The following is a 17,350-nucleotide window of genomic DNA, read 5'->3' as shown; positions in this document are numbered from 1 at the left end:
CATTCAACATCGATGTCGACTGATCCACCGCTTTCGCGAGCAAGCTCGCTCCCACAGGGTTGTGTGCAAGCCTTTAGAAGTCTTTACACAGTCTGAGCGCGTCATAGATCGCAGCATGGGTATTACGCTGCGCCACGCAGTCGCCGATGCGGAACAGCAAGTAGCCGTCACCGGTGGTGCTCAACGAAGGCTGCGGCTTGATCGCAAACAGCGCGTCAATGTCGATCTGGCCCTTGTTGCGCGAACCGTCCTTGAGCCCGTAATACAGCTCTTCGTCAGGACGCACGCCGTTTTCCACCACCACCTGATCGACCACCCGCTCCTCTTTGGCGCCGGTGTATTCGTTCTCCAGCACCGCCACCAGCTTGTCGCCTTCGCGGTAGACCTTCTCCAGCATCATGTCGCCGGTCATGATCACTTCTTTCGGGTACATGCTGCGGTAGTAAGTCGGGAACGACGTACCGCCGATGGCCACACCCGGCTTGATGTCGTCGGTGACGATCTCGACCTGGCTGCCCTTGTCGGCGAGGAAGTCCGCCACCGACATCCCGGTGAACTCGCAGATGGTGTCGTAGACCAGCACGTTCTTGCCCGGCGCAACCTTGCCGTCGAGCACGTCCCAGCTGCTGACCACCAGCCCTTCGGCGGCGCCCCAGTGTTCGTTCTGCTCAAGGAACGGATGCCCGCCCACCGCCAGCACCACCACGTCCGGACGCAAGTCGAGAATGGTCGCCGCATCCGCAGCAGTGCCCAGGCGCAGGTCGACTTTCAGCCGCGCCAGCTCCAGCTGGAACCAGCGGGTGATGCCGGCGATCTGGTCTCGTTGCGGCGCTTTCGACGCGGTAGTGATCTGCCCGCCGATGAATTCTTTCTTCTCGAACAGGGTCACGTCGTGGCCGCGTTCGGCCGCCACGCGTGCAGCTTCCATCCCGGCAGGGCCGGCACCAACCACCACGACTTTGCGTTTCGGCCCGTTGGATTTCTCGATGATGTGCGGCACGCCCATGTATTCGCGGGAGGTCGCGGCGTTCTGGATGCACAGCACATCCAGCCCTTGGTACTGGCGGTCGATGCAGTAGTTGGCGCCGACGCACTGTTTGATCTGATCGACCTGCCCCATCTTGATCTTGGCGATCAAGTGCGGGTCGGCGATGTGCGCGCGCGTCATGCCGACCATGTCGACATAACCGCCTTCAAGGATGCGCGTGGCCTGGTTCGGGTCCTTGATGTTCTGCGCGTGCAGCACCGGAGCCTTGACCACTTCCTTGATCCCGGCGGCCAGGTGCAGGAACGGCTCCGGTGGATAACTCATGTTGGGGATAACGTTGGCCAGGGTGTTGTGGGTGTCGCAACCCGAGCCGACCACGCCGATGAAGTCGATCATGCCGGTGTCATCGTAGTACTTGGCGATCTGCTTCATGTCCTCGTGGGACAAGCCGTCCGGGTGGAATTCATCACCGCACAGACGGATGCCGACGCAGAAATCGTCGCCGACTTCCTTGCGCACAGCCTTGAGCACTTCGAGGCCAAAACGCATGCGGTTTTCGAAGCTGCCGCCCCACTCGTCGGTACGCTTGTTGACGCGCGGGCTCCAGAACTGGTCGATCATGTGCTGGTGCACGGCGGACAGTTCGACACCGTCCAGACCACCGGCCTTGGCCCGTGCAGCGGCGGTGGCATAGTTGCCGATGACGCGCCAGATTTCTTCCGGCTCGATAGTCTTGCAGGTCGCGCGGTGTACCGGTTCACGGATGCCCGACGGCGACAGCAGAGTCGGCCAGTGCTCACCGTCCCAGCGCGAGCGGCGGCCCATGTGGGTAATCTGGATCATGATCTTGGCGCCATGCTTGTGCATGGCGTCAGCCAGATTCTGGAAGTGCGGGATGATCCGGTCGTCCGCCAGGTTCACCGATTTCCACCAGCCTTGCGGGCTGTCGATGGCTACGCTGGAGGAACCGCCGCAGATCGCCAGGCCGATGCCGCCCTTGGCTTTCTCTTCGTAGTACTTGACGTAGCGGTCGGTGGTCATGCCGCCGTCGGTCGCGTAGACCTCGGCGTGCGCGGTACTGAGCACGCGGTTGCGGATGGTCAGTTTGCCGATCTGGATCGGCTGGAACATTGCTTCGAAAGCCATGGCGGGTTCCTCGACTTACAACGGCTTGACGGTGAACAGGCCGTCGTCGTGGCCTTCTTCGGAGCCACCGTAGACTTGCTCGGCAACCGTGCGAATCTTGCTGCCGCGCGCCTCAAGAATCTGATCCATGGCCCCGGCAAACCAGCCGGTGAACATGTAGTCGACCTTGCGTCCGACCTTGCCGTAGACGTAGACGAACGCCGAGTGTTCGAGCTTGACGCTGGCGGTGCCTTTGTCGAGGTCGATGTCCTGAATCTTGAACAGGCCCCAGCCGCGTTGCGACAGGCGCTTCATGTAGTGCTCGAACACCGCGACGCCTTCCAGGCCATGGCATTCAGCTTCTTTTTCACACCAGTGCCAGGCGGACTTGTAGCCGGCCTTGTAGAGGATTTCGGCATAGGCTTCGGCGCCCAGCACTTCCTCGATGCCCATGTGGTTGTTGACGAAAAAGTGGCGTGGCACGTACAGCATCGGCAGGGCGTCGGAGGTCCAGACACCGGTTTCGCTGTCGACTTCGATTGGCAATTGCGGGGCGATCTTGGCCATGGAAACTTAACTCCAGAAAAAATTAGATTCAGTGTTGGCCGCAGCCCTTACTCCAGCCCTCTCCCTCAGGAGAGGGGGCAGATCGGCGGCGGTCTTGAGTAAGCGTTACTCGCCCCAGACGTCCTTCAGGACGTTGACCCAGTTTTCGCCCATGATCTTGCGCACCACGCGCTCGGAGTGGCCGCGCTTGAGCAGGGTTTCGGTCAGGTTCGGGAACTCGCCGACGGTGCGGATGCCCAGCGGGTTGATGATCTTGCCGAAGCTGGTCAGACGCCGGGCGTAGCCCTTGTCGTGGGTCAGGTATTCGAAGAAGTCCTGGCCGTGACCCTGGGTGAAGTCGGTGCCGATGCCGATGGCGTCTTCGCCGACGATGTTCATGGTGTATTCGATGGCTTCGGCGTAGTCGTCGATGGTCGAGTCGATGCCCTTGGCGAGGAACGGCGCGAACATGGTCACACCGACGAAACCGCCGTGGTCGGCAATGAACTTCAGTTCTTCATCGGACTTGTTGCGCGGGTGCTCTTTCAGACCCGACGGCAGGCAGTGGGAATAGCAGACCGGTTTTTTCGATTCGAGGATGACTTCTTCAGAAGTCTTGGAACCGACGTGGGACAGGTCGCACATGACGCCGACGCGATTCATCTCGGCGACGATTTCGCGACCGAAGCCCGACAGGCCGCCGTCACGCTCGTAGCAACCGGTGCCGACCAGGTTCTGGGTGTTGTAGCACATCTGCACAATGCCGACGCCGAGCTGCTTGAACACCTCGACATAGCCGATCTGGTCTTCAAACGCATGGGCGTTCTGGAAGCCGAAGAGGATGCCGGTCTTGCCCTGCTCCTTGGCGCGACGGATATCGGCGGTGGTGCGCACGGGCATCACCAGGTCGCTGTTTTCGCGGATCAGTTTCTGGCTGGCGGCAATATTGTTCACAGTCGCCTGAAAGCCTTCCCACACCGACACAGTGCAGTTGGCCGCCGTCAGACCGCCCTTGCGCATGTCTTCGAACAGCTCGCGGTTCCATTTGGCAATGATCAGACCGTCGATAACGATGCTGTCGGCGTGTAATTCGGCTGGGCTCATCAGGCGTCCCCTTATTGGCGATTCATGCGCCGAATCGTCTGCCGGCGCTTTGGGGCCAGCATATGCCTCGGTGCAGGGGCGACCGGGTGCAAAAACGACAGGGGAATTGCCGAAAGCGTCAATCCGCGACAAAGGGTCGCCGGACGCTCCGATCAGCTACCTGTTCAAGCCCGCCAGCTTGAGCCAGAATCTGGCGCATCTTGGATACACCACTGGATTAGAGCGGCGACAACATGAAATCGATCTTCCTGGCCCTGGCCCTGATTGCGACCGGCGTACACGCCGCCGAAGAGACCGACAACAACCCGTGCGACGCGGTGGAAAACGACATCCAGACCCTGGAATGCTCGGCCTACAGCCGCACCACCGCCGAAGACCTGCTCAAGGACAACTACGCCAGCCTGACCGAACGCATGCAGACCGCGTACGGCAAGAACCCGACGCAATTGGCCGACATCACCGCCAAGATGAAGACTGCTCAGCAGCAGTGGTTGAAGACGCGGGACGCGGATTGTGCGGTGGAAGCGTTTCCGGCTACGGCGGGGAGCAAGGCGTTCACGATTGCGCAGAATGATTGCGTGGCGCGGATGAGTGATGAACGGTCGGAGTTTTTGGAGTCGATTGGGCAGGAATAGTCCTCAAAATTTGAAGGAAAATTGGCACTGCTTTTTGCATTTGCCTCGTGAAACTCTTCTTCTTACGGCACATGCCGACTTCGCCTACACCTATTGCGTGAAAGCTCCGATCTACGGGCCTTTCACGCAATATGCTGACAACAGTTCTTGATTGGTCGCCTTGAAAATATAAGTAAATATTCGCGAATCTTATAAAAGACTTATATTCTTCCATGAACAGCATCCACTGGACACGAAAGGCCGTTAAGTAACTCTTGAAATTGCATTCTGTGCATCAGGTAAAGGTTCGGGATGCTGTTACGGCGCTTGCCGACATGCCTGATGTGGGCAATGTCAAAGCACTGATTGGCCATGACTACTCCTACCGCCTGCGTGTCGGCAATTATCGAGTGATGTTCGACTGGGACGGAGCAATCAAAGTGGTCAGTATTCAAGAGGTCAAAAAACGCGATGAACGCACCTACTGACATCCAAATCATTAATGACGCCGAGGGCAAACCAGCCTTTGTGGTCATTCCGTACGCGCAGTACGTTGCGCAAAAAATGCAGCCCGACCTGATTCCCCATGAGGTTGTCAGTCGCATGGTCGACGGGGCAACACCGATCCGTGCCTGGCGCGAACACCTCAATCTGACTCAAGAAGAAGTCGCCAAACGCATGGGTATTTCACAACCGGCGTTTGCTCAGCAGGAAACAGTCGCCAAGCCTCGCAAGGCCACGCGCGAGAAAATTGCAGCGGCGTTTGGCATCACCGCCAATCAGCTTGAGCTGTAAGCTGCCCTCTTCACTTCAAGGAATTCCCCATGAACATCTGCGGCATCGAAATCAAAGGCAGCGAAGCGATCATCGCCGTGGCCGCTCTCGACGGGGCAACGCTGAGCCATGTGGCGCTCAATACCAAGAAAATCGCCCTCGACGATGATGACGAGGCGGCCAACGTCAAACGCTTCGCGGCGCAGGTCGCGTCGTTTGTGCGCGAGCATTCGATTGACCGGATTGCGATCAAGAAGCGCAGCAAGAAGGGCGAGTTTGCCGGTGGGCCGACCACGTTCAAGATCGAGGGTGTGTTTCAACTGCTGGACGGGTGTGAGGTGACGTTGTTGTCGCCGCAGACGATCAACGCGCAGGCGAAGAAGCATAATTTCGAGCTGCCGGGGACGCTGAACAAGTATCAGCATGAGGCTTACAAAGCGGCGTGTTCGGCGCTGGTGAAGAAGTAACCTGTTCGCGCAAGCACAGTAAATCCATGTGGGAGCGAGCTTGCTCGCGAAGAGGGAGTGTCAGTCGACAGTTTTTTCGAATGATCTACCGCGTTCGCGAGCAAGCTCGCTCCCACAGGTTTATTTGCTGGTCTCAAGATCAGGCCTGGGCGGTACGCCGGTCTTCACGGGGGCAGCGCGCAAAGCGTGCGCGATAGCTGCGGGTGAAGTAGGACGGAGATTCAAACCCGCAGGCGATGCTGACTTCAAGCACGCTCATATCGGTCTGGCGCAGTAGCTGCCGGGCCTTTTCCAGGCGCAGGCGCAGGTAGAAATTGCTCGGAGTGTCATTCAAGTGCAGCCGAAACAAACGCTCCAGCTGCCGCCGCGTCACCTTGATCGAATCCGCCAATTGCAGCGTGGTCAGTGGCGGCTCGCTGTGCTGCTCCATCTCACCAATCACCTGCACCAGTTTCTTGTTGCTGATGCCGTAGCGCGTAGCGACTTCCATGCGCTGGTGGTCTTTGCGCGGGCGGATCCGCCCCAATACGAACTGCTCGCTGACTTGAATCGCCAGTTGCGGGCCGTGGGCCTGGGCGATCAGATCGAGCATTAAGTCGATAGACGCGGTGCCGCCGGCCGAGGTAATGCGCCGGCGGTCAATCTCGAACAGTTCCTGGGTCACGCTGAGCTGTGGATACGATTCCTTGAACGCGTCAATGGCCTCCCAGTGCAGGGTCAGGCGATGACCATCGAGCAAACCGGCCTCAGCGAGCACGAAGCTGCCGGTGTCGATGGCGCCGAGGGTCACGCCTTCGTTGTCCAGCCGTCGCAACCAGTGCTCGAGGGTGGGCGTGGCGAACTTCAGCGGTTCGAATCCGGCCACCACCAACAACGTCGCACCTTTCTTCAACGGTTCCAGCGCCGCATCGGCGTTGACCGACATGCCATTGCTCGCCAGCACCGCCCCGCCATCAGCACTGAGCACGTGCCAGCGATACAACTCGCCACGAAAGCGGTTGGCCACCCGCAGCGGTTCGATCGCAGAGATAAAGCCGATGGCGGAGAACCCCGGCATCAGCAGAAAGTAGAAATCCTGGGACATGGGCGCACTCGATTCGCGGGTAACGAGAGGGAGGGGAGCGTGGATCGTTGATACGCCGATTGTCGTCAGCGTTCAAGCGCGCAGGTCGCTACAGTGCAAATGCCAGTCGCCGCAGTGCGTTTTTACGGGAGCGTAGCTGCGTAACTTGGCATCACCGGCGCATCAGACGCCGGGAACCACAATAAACGACCTGCCGAGGAACCCGACATGAAACGACTGATCAGCAGCTGTGTTCTTGCACTCAGCGGTACCGCTTTCTTGAGCGCCAGCGTCATGGCGGCCGAACCCGCCTCGTGCCAGAACGTGCGCATGGGCGTGGTCAACTGGACCGACGTGATCGCCACCAGTGCCATGACCCAGGTGCTGCTCGACGGCCTCGGCTACAGCACCAAACAAACCAGCGCCTCCCAGCAAATCATCTTCGCCGGGATTCGCGATCAGCGCCTGGATCTGTTCCTCGGCTACTGGAACCCGCTGATGACCCAGACCATCACCCCGTTCGTCGAGGCCAACCAGGTCAAGGTCTTGCCGGCGCCGAGCCTGAAGGACGCCCGCGCCACCCTCGCCGTGCCGACCTATCTGGCCGACAAGGGCCTGAAAACCTTCGCCGACATCGCCAAATTCGAGAAAGAACTGGGTGGCAAGATCTACGGCATCGAACCGGGTTCGGGCGCCAACACGCAGATCAAGGCAATGATCGCCAAGAACCAGTTCGGCCTCGGCAAATTCCAGCTGGTCGAATCCAGCGAAGCCGGGATGCTCGCCGCCGTTGACCGTGCCGTGCGCCGCAAGGAGGCCGTGGTGTTCTTCGGCTGGGCGCCGCACCCGATGAACGTCAACGTAAAAATGACTTACCTCACCGGCAGCGACGACGCCCTCGGCCCGAACGAAGGCATGGCCACCGTCTGGACCGTCACCGCGCCGAAATACGCCGAACAATGCCCGAACGTCGGCCGTCTGCTGAGCAACCTGACGTTCACCGCCGAAGACGAGAGCCGGATGATGCAACCGCTGCTCGATCACAAAGACGCCTTCGAATCGGCCAGGCAGTGGCTCAAGGATCACCCGGAAGACAAGCAGCGCTGGCTCGACGGGGTGACCACCTTCGACGGCAAACCGGCTGCTGAAAACCTGCAACTGACCAGCAAATAACCCTCGATTGAACAGCCCCTCACCCTCTCCCCGGGGAGAGGGGACTGACTGACGCTTCGCAGCCCGAAACAGCGCTGCGAACAGACCCATCACGCCTGAAGGAAACCGCACCATGAACCACGACGTCATCATCACCTGCGCACTCACCGGTGCTGGCGACACGACCGCCAAGAGCCCCCACGTGCCGGTCACCCCGAAACAGATCGCCGCTGCTGCCGTTGAAGCAGCCAAGGCCGGCGCCACGGTTGTGCACTGCCATGTGCGCGACCCGCAGACCGGCAAGTTCAGCCGTGACGTGGCGCTCTACCGCGAGGTGATGGAGCGCATCCGCGAAGCCGACGTCGACATCATCGTCAACCTCACCGCCGGCATGGGCGGCGACCTCGAAATCGGCGCGGGCGAGAACCCGATGGAGTTCGGTCCGAACACCGATCTGGTCGGCCCGCTGACCCGTCTGGCTCACGTTGAAGAGCTGCTGCCGGAAATCTGCACCCTTGATTGCGGCACCCTGAACTTCGGCGACGGCGACACCATTTACGTGTCCACACCGGCACAACTGCGCGCCGGCGCCAAGCGCATCACCGAACTGGGGGTGAAGGCCGAGCTGGAGATTTTCGACACCGGTCACCTGTGGTTTGCCAAGCAGATGATCAAGGAAGGCCTGCTCGATAACCCACTGTTCCAATTGTGCCTGGGCATCCCGTGGGGCGCACCGGCGGATACCACCACCATGAAAGCCATGGTCGACAACCTGCCCGCCGACGCGGTGTGGGCCGGGTTTGGCATCGGCCGGATGCAGATGCCGATGGCCGCGCAAGCGGTGTTGCTCGGCGGCAACGTGCGGGTCGGGCTGGAAGACAACCTGTGGCTGGACAAGGGCGTGCTGGCGACCAACGGCCAACTGGTCGAGCGCGCCACCGAGATCCTCAGCCGCCTCGGCGCCCGGGTGCTGACCCCGGCCGAAGGCCGCAAGAAAATGGGCCTGACCCAGCGCGGCTGAACCTCACCCTTTATCCCCTGTGAACTTAAATCCCCTCGCCACAAGAACAGAGTTTCCACAGGGATCACCGAACTTTCTCAGGAAATCACCATGAGCTTTATCACCGACATCAAAACCTTCGCCGCCCTTGGCAGCGGTGTCATCGGCAGCGGCTGGGTTGCGCGCGCCCTCGCCCACGGCCTCGACGTGGTGGCCTGGGACCCGGCGCCCGGCGCTGAGGCCGCACTGCGCAAACGCGTGGCCAATGCCTGGGGCGCGCTGGAGAAAAACGGCCTGGCGCCCGGCGCTTCGCAGGATCGTCTGCGCTTTGTCGCGACCATCGAGGAATGCGTGCGTGATGCCGACTTCATCCAGGAAAGCGCCCCGGAACGTCTGGAACTGAAACTCGAGCTGCACAGCAAAATCAGCGCGGCGGCCAAACCCAATGCCTTGATCGGTTCGAGCACTTCGGGCCTGTTGCCGAGCGAGTTCTACGAGAGCTCGACCCACCCTGAGCGTTGCGTGGTCGGCCACCCGTTCAACCCGGTTTACCTGTTGCCGCTGGTGGAAGTGGTCGGCGGCAAGAACACCGCGCCCGAAGCCGTGCAAGCGGCGATGACAGTCTACGAATCCCTCGGCATGCGCCCGCTGCACGTGCGCAAGGAAGTGCCGGGATTCATCGCTGACCGTCTGCTCGAAGCGCTGTGGCGTGAGGCACTGCATCTGGTCAACGATGGCGTGGCGACCACTGGCGAGATCGACGATGCAATCCGATTCGGCGCCGGTCTGCGCTGGTCGTTCATGGGCACCTTCCTGACTTACACCCTGGCCGGCGGTGACGCGGGTATGCGTCACTTCATGTCGCAATTCGGCCCGGCATTGCAGTTGCCGTGGACCTATCTGCCAGCACCTGAGCTGACCGACAGGCTGATCGACGATGTAGTCGATGGCACCAGTGATCAGTTGGGCCGGCACAGCATTTCGGCGCTGGAGCGCTATCGTGATGATTGTCTGCTGGCGGTGCTGGAGGCGGTGAAGAGCACCAAGGAAAAGCATGGGATGAGTTTTAGCGAGTGATGGGGCTGGCATGACATCGCGGCCCTCACCCTAGCCCTCTCCCGGAGGGAGAGGGGACTGACCGAGGTGTGCATGCGAGCTGCACCGACCTGAACTATCGAGCCGAACTCAAGTTTGAAAGCCCCCCGGATCTGCTCCCTTTCCCCCCTGGGGAAGAGGGGACTGACCGAAGTGTTCATGCGAGCTAAGCCGACTTGCACCACCGAGCCGAACTCAAGTTTTGAAAGGCCCCCGATCTGCTCCCTTTCCCCTTGGGGAAGAGGGGACTGACCGAGGTGTTCATGCGAGCTAAGCCGACTTGCACCACCGAGCCGAACTCAAGTTTTGAAAGGCCCCCGATCTGCTCCCTTTTCCCCTGGGGAAGAGGGGACTGACCGAGGTGTTCATGCGAGCTAAGCCGACTTGCACCACCGAGCCGAACTCAAGTTTTGAAAGGCCCCCGATCTGCTCCCTTTCCCCCTCTCCCCCCTGGGGGAGAGGGCTGGGGTGAGGGGGTAGCTCTTGATCTTGACGACTCGCCAACTACCGGAACCCAATCATGCCCACCCTCACCACCTACCAAACCACCATCATCCCCGACTGGGTCGACTACAACGGCCACCTGCGCGACGCCTTCTACCTGCTGATTTTCAGCTACGCGACCGACGCCCTGATGGACCGTCTCGGCATGGACAGCAACAACCGCGAAGCCAGCGGCCATTCACTGTTCACCCTCGAACTGCACCTCAACTACCTGCACGAAGTGAAGCTCGACGCCGAAGTCGAAGTGCGCACGCAAATCATCGGCCATGACAGCAAACGCCTGCACCTTTATCACAGCCTGCACCTGGTTGGCGGCGACCAGGAACTGGCCGGCAACGAACAGATGCTGCTGCACGTCGACCTCGCTGGCCCGCGCTCGGCACCGTTCACCCCGGACACCCTGAGCCGGCTGCAAGCCATCGTCGTCGAGCAACAAGACCTGCCCGCTCCCGCTTACATCGGCCGGGTCATCGCCCTGCCACCTGCCCGGTAAATCATCTATCGCAAGGAGCCGCCATGAACACCGCTGCCGCTGTTGCCGACTTCCGTACTTATCCGTTGATCAGCGCGCTCGGTGGCGTGCAGAACCTGGCGGATCGCGTTGCCATCGAATGGGCTGACGGTCGTTTCAGCCCGTTTCATCATGTCTGGTTGCGGGACAACTGCCCCTGCGAGCAGTGCGTCTACAGTGTTACCCGCGAGCAAGTGTTCGAGATCATCGACGCCGCGCCGGACCTCACCCCCGCCAGTACCCACATCGACAGCGACGGCTGCCTGCGCATCGACTGGCAGGACGGCCACCGCAGCCGCTTCGACCCCGGGTGGCTGCGCGCCCACGCCTACGATGACACGTCCCGGGCCGAACGTCTGGCCGCCAAGCCCAAAGCCTGCCTGTGGCGCAGCGATTTGCAGTTGCCGGTGTTCGACTACGCCGCGCTGATGAATGACAACAGCGCCCTGCTGCAATGGTTGATCGCGGTGCGCGACATCGGCCTGACCCAGGTGCGCGGTGTGCCCACCGAACCGGGCTCGCTGAAGCTGATCGCGCAGCGTATTTCGTTCATCCGCGAGAGCAATTTCGGCGTGCTGTTCAACGTGCAATCCAAGGCCGATGCCGACAGCAACGCCTACACCGCTTTCAACCTGCCATTGCACACGGACTTGCCGACTCGCGAGCTGCAACCGGGGCTGCAGTTTCTGCATTGCCTGGTGAATGACGCCGCGGGTGGCGAGAGTATTTTTGTCGATGGTTTTGCGATTGCCGACGCCTTGCGTCAGGAAGCGCCGCAGCTGTTTCACGCGCTGTGCGAAATCCCCGTGGAATTCCGCAACAAGGATCGCCACAGCGACTATCGCTGCCTGGCGCCGATCATTGCTCTGGATGCGTTGGGGCGGGTTGCGGAGATTCGCATGGCGAACTTTCTGCGCGGGGCATTCGATACATCGGTGGAGCAGATGCCGCTGCTGTATCGCGCCTATCGACGCTTGATCGCGATGACCCGCGAGCCACGGTTTCGGCTGATGCAGCGGCTTAATCCAGGGGAGCTGTGGTGCTTCGATAACCGCCGCACGCTGCATGCGCGCAATGCGTTTGACCCGGCCACCGGGGCGCGGCATTTCCAGGGTTGCTATGTCGATCGGGATGAGTTGTTGTCGCGCATTCTGGTGCTGCAAAGGTAAACCGCGTCATCGTTCATCGCGGGCAAGCCCGCTCCCACAGGGCCGGCGCCGACAACAGATAGGTGACAAGGCCCAAAACCTGTGGGAGCTGGCTTGCCAGCGATGGCGTCAGCAAAAACAACGCGAACATCTCTGATTCACAGACCAAAAAAAGCCCCGATACAAGCCGTGACAGGATCGGGGCAGAGGGTACTGTTGAGGAGCTGCCAGCCGAAGGTGACCAAACCGTCTGTAGCGAGCTTGCGCCAGTGTGCCCACTCCCCTTGGCACTGAGTTAGCCGAAAACGACCTGTTCATAGCCGTCGCAGCCACTGCGACAAATCGCCCTTGCCGTGCTCCGGCATGGCTACCAGAATCGAGCCACGACCTCCGTTACCGAAGAAGGATGCGCGTCATGATGTATGCCGATTTGATCGATCAGGAAGATTTGCTGGGCCAGCTCAAGGCGTTGGGTATTCAAGTACCCAGTGGCACTACCGCCGAGCAGGCTTGCGAGTGCGCGGTGCGTGGTCTGGATAACGTTCGCGCCTTTGAACTGCGCAAGATGGTCAAGGACATGTACACCAGCGGCGCCAGTATCCAGCCTGCGGTGCGCCAGGCAATCGACAAGCAGTTGTTGCCGGCATTGGCGGATTACCAGCAAAGCCATAGCGCCTGACAGGCCGCCATCGCTGGCAAGCCAGCTCCCACAGGGCTGTTCGGTGTGATCAAGATATCTGTATCACCAAAGAACCTGTGGGAGCTGGCTTGCCAGCGATAAGGGCGACCCGGTCTACAGCCTCACACTGGCAAATGTCGACTCATTACGCGCCTGACTCAACGCCGACATCGGCCCCGACAGCGGCGACATCACGATCGCCTGCGGCAGCGGCATCATCGCCACTTGCTGGGTGGTGTTGGAGCCTACGCGTTCGTCACGCGGCGGAATGCCGAAGTATTCGCGGTAGCACTTGGAGAAGTGCGGCGTCGAAACGAAACCACACACCGAAGCCACTTCGATGATCGACATCGGCGTCTGCTTGAGCAACTGCCGCGCGCGGATCAGGCGCAGCTTGAGGTAGTAGCGCGACGGCGAGCAGTGCAGGTATTTCTGGAACAGGCGCTCCAGCTGCCGACGCGACACCGCGACATACACCGCCAGTTCGTCGAGGTCGATCGGCTCTTCCAGATTGGCTTCCATCAGCGCGACGATTTCCTGCAGCTTCGGCTGGTTGGTGCCGAGCATGTGCTTGAGCGGCACACGCTGGTGATCCTGTTCGTTGCGGATGCGTTCGTAGACAAACATTTCCGAGATCGCGGCGGACAGCTCACGGCCGTGATCGCGGCTGATCAGGTGCAACATCATGTCCAGTGGCGCAGTACCGCCAGAGCTGGTGAAGCGGTTACGGTCGAGGGTGAACAAGCGAGTGCTCATCGCCACGCGCGGGAAAGCTTCCTGCATCGCCGCCAGACATTCCCAGTGCACGCTGCAATCAAAACCGTCGAGCAGGCCGGCGCAGGCCAGAGCCCAACTGCCGGTGCACACCGCGCCAAGACGCTTGGACTGGCGCGCCTGGCTTTGCAACCACGACACATGCTCACGGGTCACGGTGCGTTGAATGCCGATCCCGCCGCAGACAATCACGGTGTCCAGCGGTGGCGCTTTGTGCATGGAGGCATCGGGGGTGATTTGCAGACCGTCACTGGCCCACACCTGACCACCATCGACGGTGAGGGTGCTCCAACGATACAGCTCGCGACCGGACAATTGGTTGGCCATGCGTAGCGGCTCTACCGCAGAGGCCAGGGAAATCAGCGTGAAATTGTCCAGCAGCAGAAAGCCGATGGATTGAGGCGCACGGTTCTGGGGTTGAGCCCCGGAGTTGAACGACGTCATCGCGGTATCTCCTCACACAAAGCGGGTGATGGCCTCAGGCGGAGGCTCTTGTTATTGCCAGCGTTCTCGCGTGGGAGACGGGCTTTGTTATGACAGAGCAATTGCCATGCCTAAAATTGAATGGCTGTTCAATAACTCCTGAAAACGACGTCGCGACGCGTCTATTCAAGACGTCCGACGAAAGGTGTTTCGAAGTGCCATTAGTGTCGCTGAGCGCCCTGCCCCGAGGCGTGTGAGCAAATCGGTAGCACTTGTGGGAACGGGCCTGCGCGCAGTTTACGGTGAGTGTCACCGCAGGCACGGGTGACGGACGGTACGTGGTGCAAAAGGCGCACTGTGGCTGGGAAAGACTCTTATCTGATTGCGACGCGCTAAAAGGTGGCGCCTGCGGTTATGTGTGTTCCGTTAGCGAGCAGTTTTGACTGGTCTGACGCCTTCGCGAGCAAGCTCGCTCCCACATTTGGAATGCGTTCACCTGTGGGAGCGAGCTTGCTCCCACATTTGGAATGCGTTCTCCTGTGGGAGCGAGCTTGCTCGCGAAGAATTCACCTCGGTGGCGCTGACTTAGCACTCAACCGCGCTGACCGCCAGCCCACCACGCGACGTCTCTTTATATTTGTCATGCATGTCGGCACCGGTATCACGCATGGTGCGGATCACCCGGTCCAGCGAGATAAAGTGCTGACCGTCCCCACGCAGCGCCATCTGCGCCGCGTTGATTGCCTTCACCGCCGCAATCGCATTGCGCTCGATGCACGGCACCTGCACCAGCCCGCCGACCGGATCGCAGGTCAGCCCGAGGTTATGCTCCAGGCCAATCTCCGCCGCGTTGCACAGTTGCTCCGGCGTCGCGCCCAAAATCTCCGCCAGCCCCGCCGCCGCCATTGCGCAGGCCGAACCGACCTCGCCCTGGCAGCCGACTTCGGCACCGGAGATCGAGGCGTTCTTCTTGCACAGAATGCCCACCGCCGCGGCACCCAGAAAGTAGTCGACGACGTTGGCGTCAGTCACCGCTTCACTGAACTTCATAAAGTAGTGCAACACCGCCGGGATGATCCCCGCTGCACCATTGGTCGGTGCGGTGACCATGCGCCCACCGGCCGCGTTCTCTTCATTGACCGCGAGGGCAAACAGGTTGACCCATTCCATGGCGCTGAGGGTCGAGCCGATCACGTTGGGCTTGTTCAATTCCTGCAGGCTGCGATGCAACTTCGCCGCGCGCCGGCGCACATTCAGACCACCGGGGAGGATGCCTTCGTGCTTGAGGCCCTGCTCGACGCAATCCTGCATCGCCCGCCACAGTTTCATCAGCCCGGCGCGAATTTCCTCTTCGCTGCGCCAGACCTTTTCGTTGGCCATCATCAGTTCAGCGACGCGCAGGTTGTTCTGTTTGCACAGTTCCAGCAGCTCGACCGCGCTGGAAAAGTCATACGGTAATTCAGTGCGATCCAGATCGACCACACCGCTGGAGGCCTGCGCCTGATCCACCACAAAACCGCCACCGACCGAATAGTAGGTGTCGCGATGAATATCCCCGTGATCGCCTTCGGCAATCAGGGTCATCGCGTTGGGGTGGAACGGCAGATTCTCGTCGATCAGGCGCATGTCGCGCGCCCAGACAAACGGCACCGACAAGCGCCCATCCAATAACAGGGTATGGGTTTCACGCAGGGCCTGGATGCGCGGGCCGATCTGCGACGGGTCGATTGCGTCCGGCCACTCGCCCATCAGGCCCATGATCACCGCGTTGTCGCTGCCATGCCCGATACCGGTGGCCGACAGCGAACCGAACAGTTGCACTTCTATACGACGCACCTGTTCCAGCAGGTGTTTGTCCCTGAGCGACTCGACGAACAACGCCGCGGCGCGCATCGGCCCGACGGTGTGGGAACTGGACGGGCCGATGCCGATTTTGAACAGGTCGAAAACGCTGATAGCCATTGCTGCAGAGCTCCTGAGGATGCCGTTCCCGGGCTTGAAGCGCCCGCTGGCGGAGCTGCTACGCTCAAGCTGCGATCCGCCGGAATGCCCGCATCATCAGGCTTTTGTCGGGGCGCACGGCGTCTGACACCGACGCACTCATGCCCACCAACGCCGTGCCGCTTTCGTCCCCGGTTTTCGCCGTTTTTATGCGGTTCAGATGGCCAAACGGGGCTGAAAAAAGCTGTAAACGACGTCACTGACACTGGATGCGACCATCCCTGTACTGGATACGACCCACCCTGTAGGCGTCAGATTTTCACTGGTACATGATCGTTATGACTCGATTGCAAGGCGCCGTGGTAGAGCTGTCTCCAGAACGCCATCCAACCGCAACCTATAAGTGCGGTGGTCCAGTCGGAACACTGCCAAAAAAAACACCAAGGAGTCCATCCATGAAAGGTTCCCCGTCGTTGTTGTTGGCCGCCATGCTGAGTCTGCCGTTACTGGCTCAAGCCGCAGAACCGGCGCAGTGCAGTACCGTTAACTTCTCCGATGTCGGCTGGACCGACATCACCGCGACTACCGCGACCACCAGCGTCGTGCTCAACGCCCTCGGCTACAAGACCAAGACCACCATGATCTCCGTGCCCGTGACCTACAAGTCGCTGGCCGACGGCAAGAACATGGACGTGTTCCTGGGTAACTGGATGCCGACCATGGAAAACGACATCAAGGCCTACCGCGATGCCGGCACCGTGGAAACCGTGCGCACCAACCTGAAGGGCGCCAAGTACACCCTCGCCGTTCCTCAGGCGCTGTATGACAAGGGTCTGCACGACTTCGCCGACATCGCCAAATTCAAGAAAGAACTCGACGGCAAGATTTACGGCATTGAGCCAGGCAACGACGGCAACCGTCTGATCCAGAGCATGATCGACAAGAACGCCTTCGGCCTGAAGGACGCCGGCTTCAAGGTCGTGGAATCGTCCGAAGCGGGGATGCTCTCGCAGGTCGACCGGGCGCAGAAACGCGACACCGCCGTGGTCTTCCTCGGCTGGGCACCGCACCCGATGAACAAGCGCTTCAAGATTCAATACCTGACCGGTGGCGACGATTTCTTCGGCCCCGATTTCGGTGCAGCGACCGTGGCAACCAACACCCGCAAGGGCTACGCCGAGGAATGCAGCAACGTCGGCCAGTTGCTGAAGAACCTGGAGTTCACCGTCGACATGGAAAGTGAACTGATGGGCAACATCCTCGACGACAAGATGAAGCCTGACGCGGCTGCCAAGGCCTGGCTGAAGAAGAATCCACAGGTGCTCGATACCTGGCTCGCTGGCGTGACCACCATTGACGGTAAACCTGGCCTGGAGGCCGTGAAAGCCAAACTGCAGTAATCGCTTATGCCGGACGGCGTAAGCCGTCCGGGCTGTTTATTT

General features: G+C 60.5%; 17 protein-coding genes. 11 read left to right on the top strand and 6 right to left on the bottom strand.

The annotated features are described in order from the left end of the window. Nucleotides 1-73: 73 nt before the first annotated feature. From dgcA to K5Y35_RS09810, 3 genes are all read right to left on the bottom strand, one after another. Nucleotides 74-2,134, bottom strand: a complete 2,061-nt coding sequence (gene dgcA, locus K5Y35_RS09820; RefSeq protein ID WP_222834147.1) for a dimethylglycine demethylation protein DgcA — start codon at nucleotides 2,132-2,134, stop codon at nucleotides 74-76. A gap of 15 nt (nucleotides 2,135-2,149) precedes the next feature. Next, a complete protein-coding gene (locus tag K5Y35_RS09815; RefSeq protein ID WP_008083165.1) occupies nucleotides 2,150-2,680 on the bottom strand; it encodes a DUF5943 domain-containing protein in 531 nt (176 codons plus the stop codon). A gap of 105 nt (nucleotides 2,681-2,785) precedes the next feature. Then, nucleotides 2,786-3,763, bottom strand: coding sequence for a dipeptidase (locus K5Y35_RS09810; RefSeq protein WP_027610650.1), 978 nt, complete (start codon nucleotides 3,761-3,763; stop codon nucleotides 2,786-2,788). Nucleotides 3,764-3,996: 233 nt separating this feature from the next. On the opposite strand from K5Y35_RS09810, the gene K5Y35_RS09805 reads away from it, so the two are divergent. The 4 genes from K5Y35_RS09805 to K5Y35_RS09790 all read left to right on the top strand — a co-directional run bounded on the left by K5Y35_RS09805 (nucleotide 3,997) and on the right by K5Y35_RS09790 (nucleotide 5,618). Next, nucleotides 3,997-4,398, top strand: a complete 402-nt coding sequence (locus K5Y35_RS09805; RefSeq protein WP_222834146.1) for a lysozyme inhibitor LprI family protein — start codon at nucleotides 3,997-3,999, stop codon at nucleotides 4,396-4,398. A 254-nt stretch (nucleotides 4,399-4,652) separates the two neighbouring features. Continuing rightward, nucleotides 4,653-4,865 carry a type II toxin-antitoxin system RelE family toxin gene (locus K5Y35_RS09800; RefSeq protein ID WP_261991469.1) on the top strand — a complete coding sequence of 71 codons (213 nt, stop codon included), beginning with the start codon at nucleotides 4,653-4,655 and terminating at the stop codon, nucleotides 4,863-4,865. Then, nucleotides 4,849-5,172, top strand: a complete 324-nt coding sequence (locus K5Y35_RS09795) for a helix-turn-helix domain-containing protein (protein ID WP_222834145.1) — start codon at nucleotides 4,849-4,851, stop codon at nucleotides 5,170-5,172. The genes K5Y35_RS09800 and K5Y35_RS09795 overlap by 17 nt, the downstream gene beginning before the upstream one ends. Before the next feature lie 29 nt (nucleotides 5,173-5,201). Next, entirely contained in the window at nucleotides 5,202-5,618 is a 417-nt protein-coding gene (locus K5Y35_RS09790) for a DUF3010 family protein (protein ID WP_123469407.1), read from the top strand. Nucleotides 5,619-5,757: 139 nt separating this feature from the next. Here K5Y35_RS09790 and K5Y35_RS09785 read toward each other — a convergent pair whose 3' ends face one another. Further along, a complete protein-coding gene (locus tag K5Y35_RS09785) occupies nucleotides 5,758-6,702 on the bottom strand; it encodes a GlxA family transcriptional regulator (protein ID WP_128614060.1) in 945 nt (314 codons plus the stop codon). A gap of 207 nt (nucleotides 6,703-6,909) precedes the next feature. Between K5Y35_RS09785 and K5Y35_RS09780 the strand changes: the two genes are divergently transcribed. The 6 genes from K5Y35_RS09780 to K5Y35_RS09755 all read left to right on the top strand — a co-directional run bounded on the left by K5Y35_RS09780 (nucleotide 6,910) and on the right by K5Y35_RS09755 (nucleotide 12,770). After that, entirely contained in the window at nucleotides 6,910-7,854 is a 945-nt protein-coding gene (locus tag K5Y35_RS09780; RefSeq protein ID WP_222834144.1) for a choline ABC transporter substrate-binding protein, read from the top strand. A 112-nt stretch (nucleotides 7,855-7,966) separates the two neighbouring features. Further along, the gene (locus K5Y35_RS09775) at nucleotides 7,967-8,854 is read left to right on the top strand and encodes a 3-keto-5-aminohexanoate cleavage protein (protein ID WP_016983621.1); all 888 of its coding nucleotides are present in this window, start codon (nucleotides 7,967-7,969) and stop codon (nucleotides 8,852-8,854) included. Between the two features lie 90 nt (nucleotides 8,855-8,944). Continuing rightward, a complete protein-coding gene (locus K5Y35_RS09770; RefSeq protein ID WP_222834143.1) occupies nucleotides 8,945-9,910 on the top strand; it encodes an L-carnitine dehydrogenase in 966 nt (321 codons plus the stop codon). A gap of 538 nt (nucleotides 9,911-10,448) precedes the next feature. After that, nucleotides 10,449-10,925, top strand: coding sequence for a thioesterase family protein (locus tag K5Y35_RS09765; protein ID WP_123469415.1), 477 nt, complete (start codon nucleotides 10,449-10,451; stop codon nucleotides 10,923-10,925). A gap of 23 nt (nucleotides 10,926-10,948) precedes the next feature. After that, on the top strand, nucleotides 10,949-12,112 hold the full coding sequence (locus K5Y35_RS09760; protein ID WP_222834142.1) for a gamma-butyrobetaine dioxygenase: 1,164 nt from the start codon (nucleotides 10,949-10,951) through the stop codon (nucleotides 12,110-12,112). 394 nt (nucleotides 12,113-12,506) lie between these two features. Beyond that, the gene (locus tag K5Y35_RS09755; protein WP_008083190.1) at nucleotides 12,507-12,770 is read left to right on the top strand and encodes a hypothetical protein; all 264 of its coding nucleotides are present in this window, start codon (nucleotides 12,507-12,509) and stop codon (nucleotides 12,768-12,770) included. A gap of 114 nt (nucleotides 12,771-12,884) precedes the next feature. Here the strand turns inward: K5Y35_RS09755 and K5Y35_RS09750 are convergent, their stop codons facing one another. Both K5Y35_RS09750 and K5Y35_RS09745 read right to left on the bottom strand, forming a co-directional pair. Further along, entirely contained in the window at nucleotides 12,885-13,988 is a 1,104-nt protein-coding gene (locus K5Y35_RS09750) for a GlxA family transcriptional regulator (protein ID WP_064589578.1), read from the bottom strand. 564 nt (nucleotides 13,989-14,552) lie between these two features. Then, entirely contained in the window at nucleotides 14,553-15,929 is a 1,377-nt protein-coding gene (locus tag K5Y35_RS09745) for an L-serine ammonia-lyase (protein ID WP_222834141.1), read from the bottom strand. A 434-nt stretch (nucleotides 15,930-16,363) separates the two neighbouring features. On the opposite strand from K5Y35_RS09745, the gene K5Y35_RS09740 reads away from it, so the two are divergent. Further along, a complete protein-coding gene (locus K5Y35_RS09740) occupies nucleotides 16,364-17,308 on the top strand; it encodes a choline ABC transporter substrate-binding protein (protein WP_123469423.1) in 945 nt (314 codons plus the stop codon). Nucleotides 17,309-17,350: the final 42 nt, after the last annotated feature.

The organism is Pseudomonas sp. SC3(2021) (assembly GCF_019856535.1).
Taxonomy (GTDB): domain Bacteria; phylum Pseudomonadota; class Gammaproteobacteria; order Pseudomonadales; family Pseudomonadaceae; genus Aquipseudomonas; species Aquipseudomonas monsensis.
This window is presented reverse-complemented; position numbering and strand designations above follow the sequence as displayed.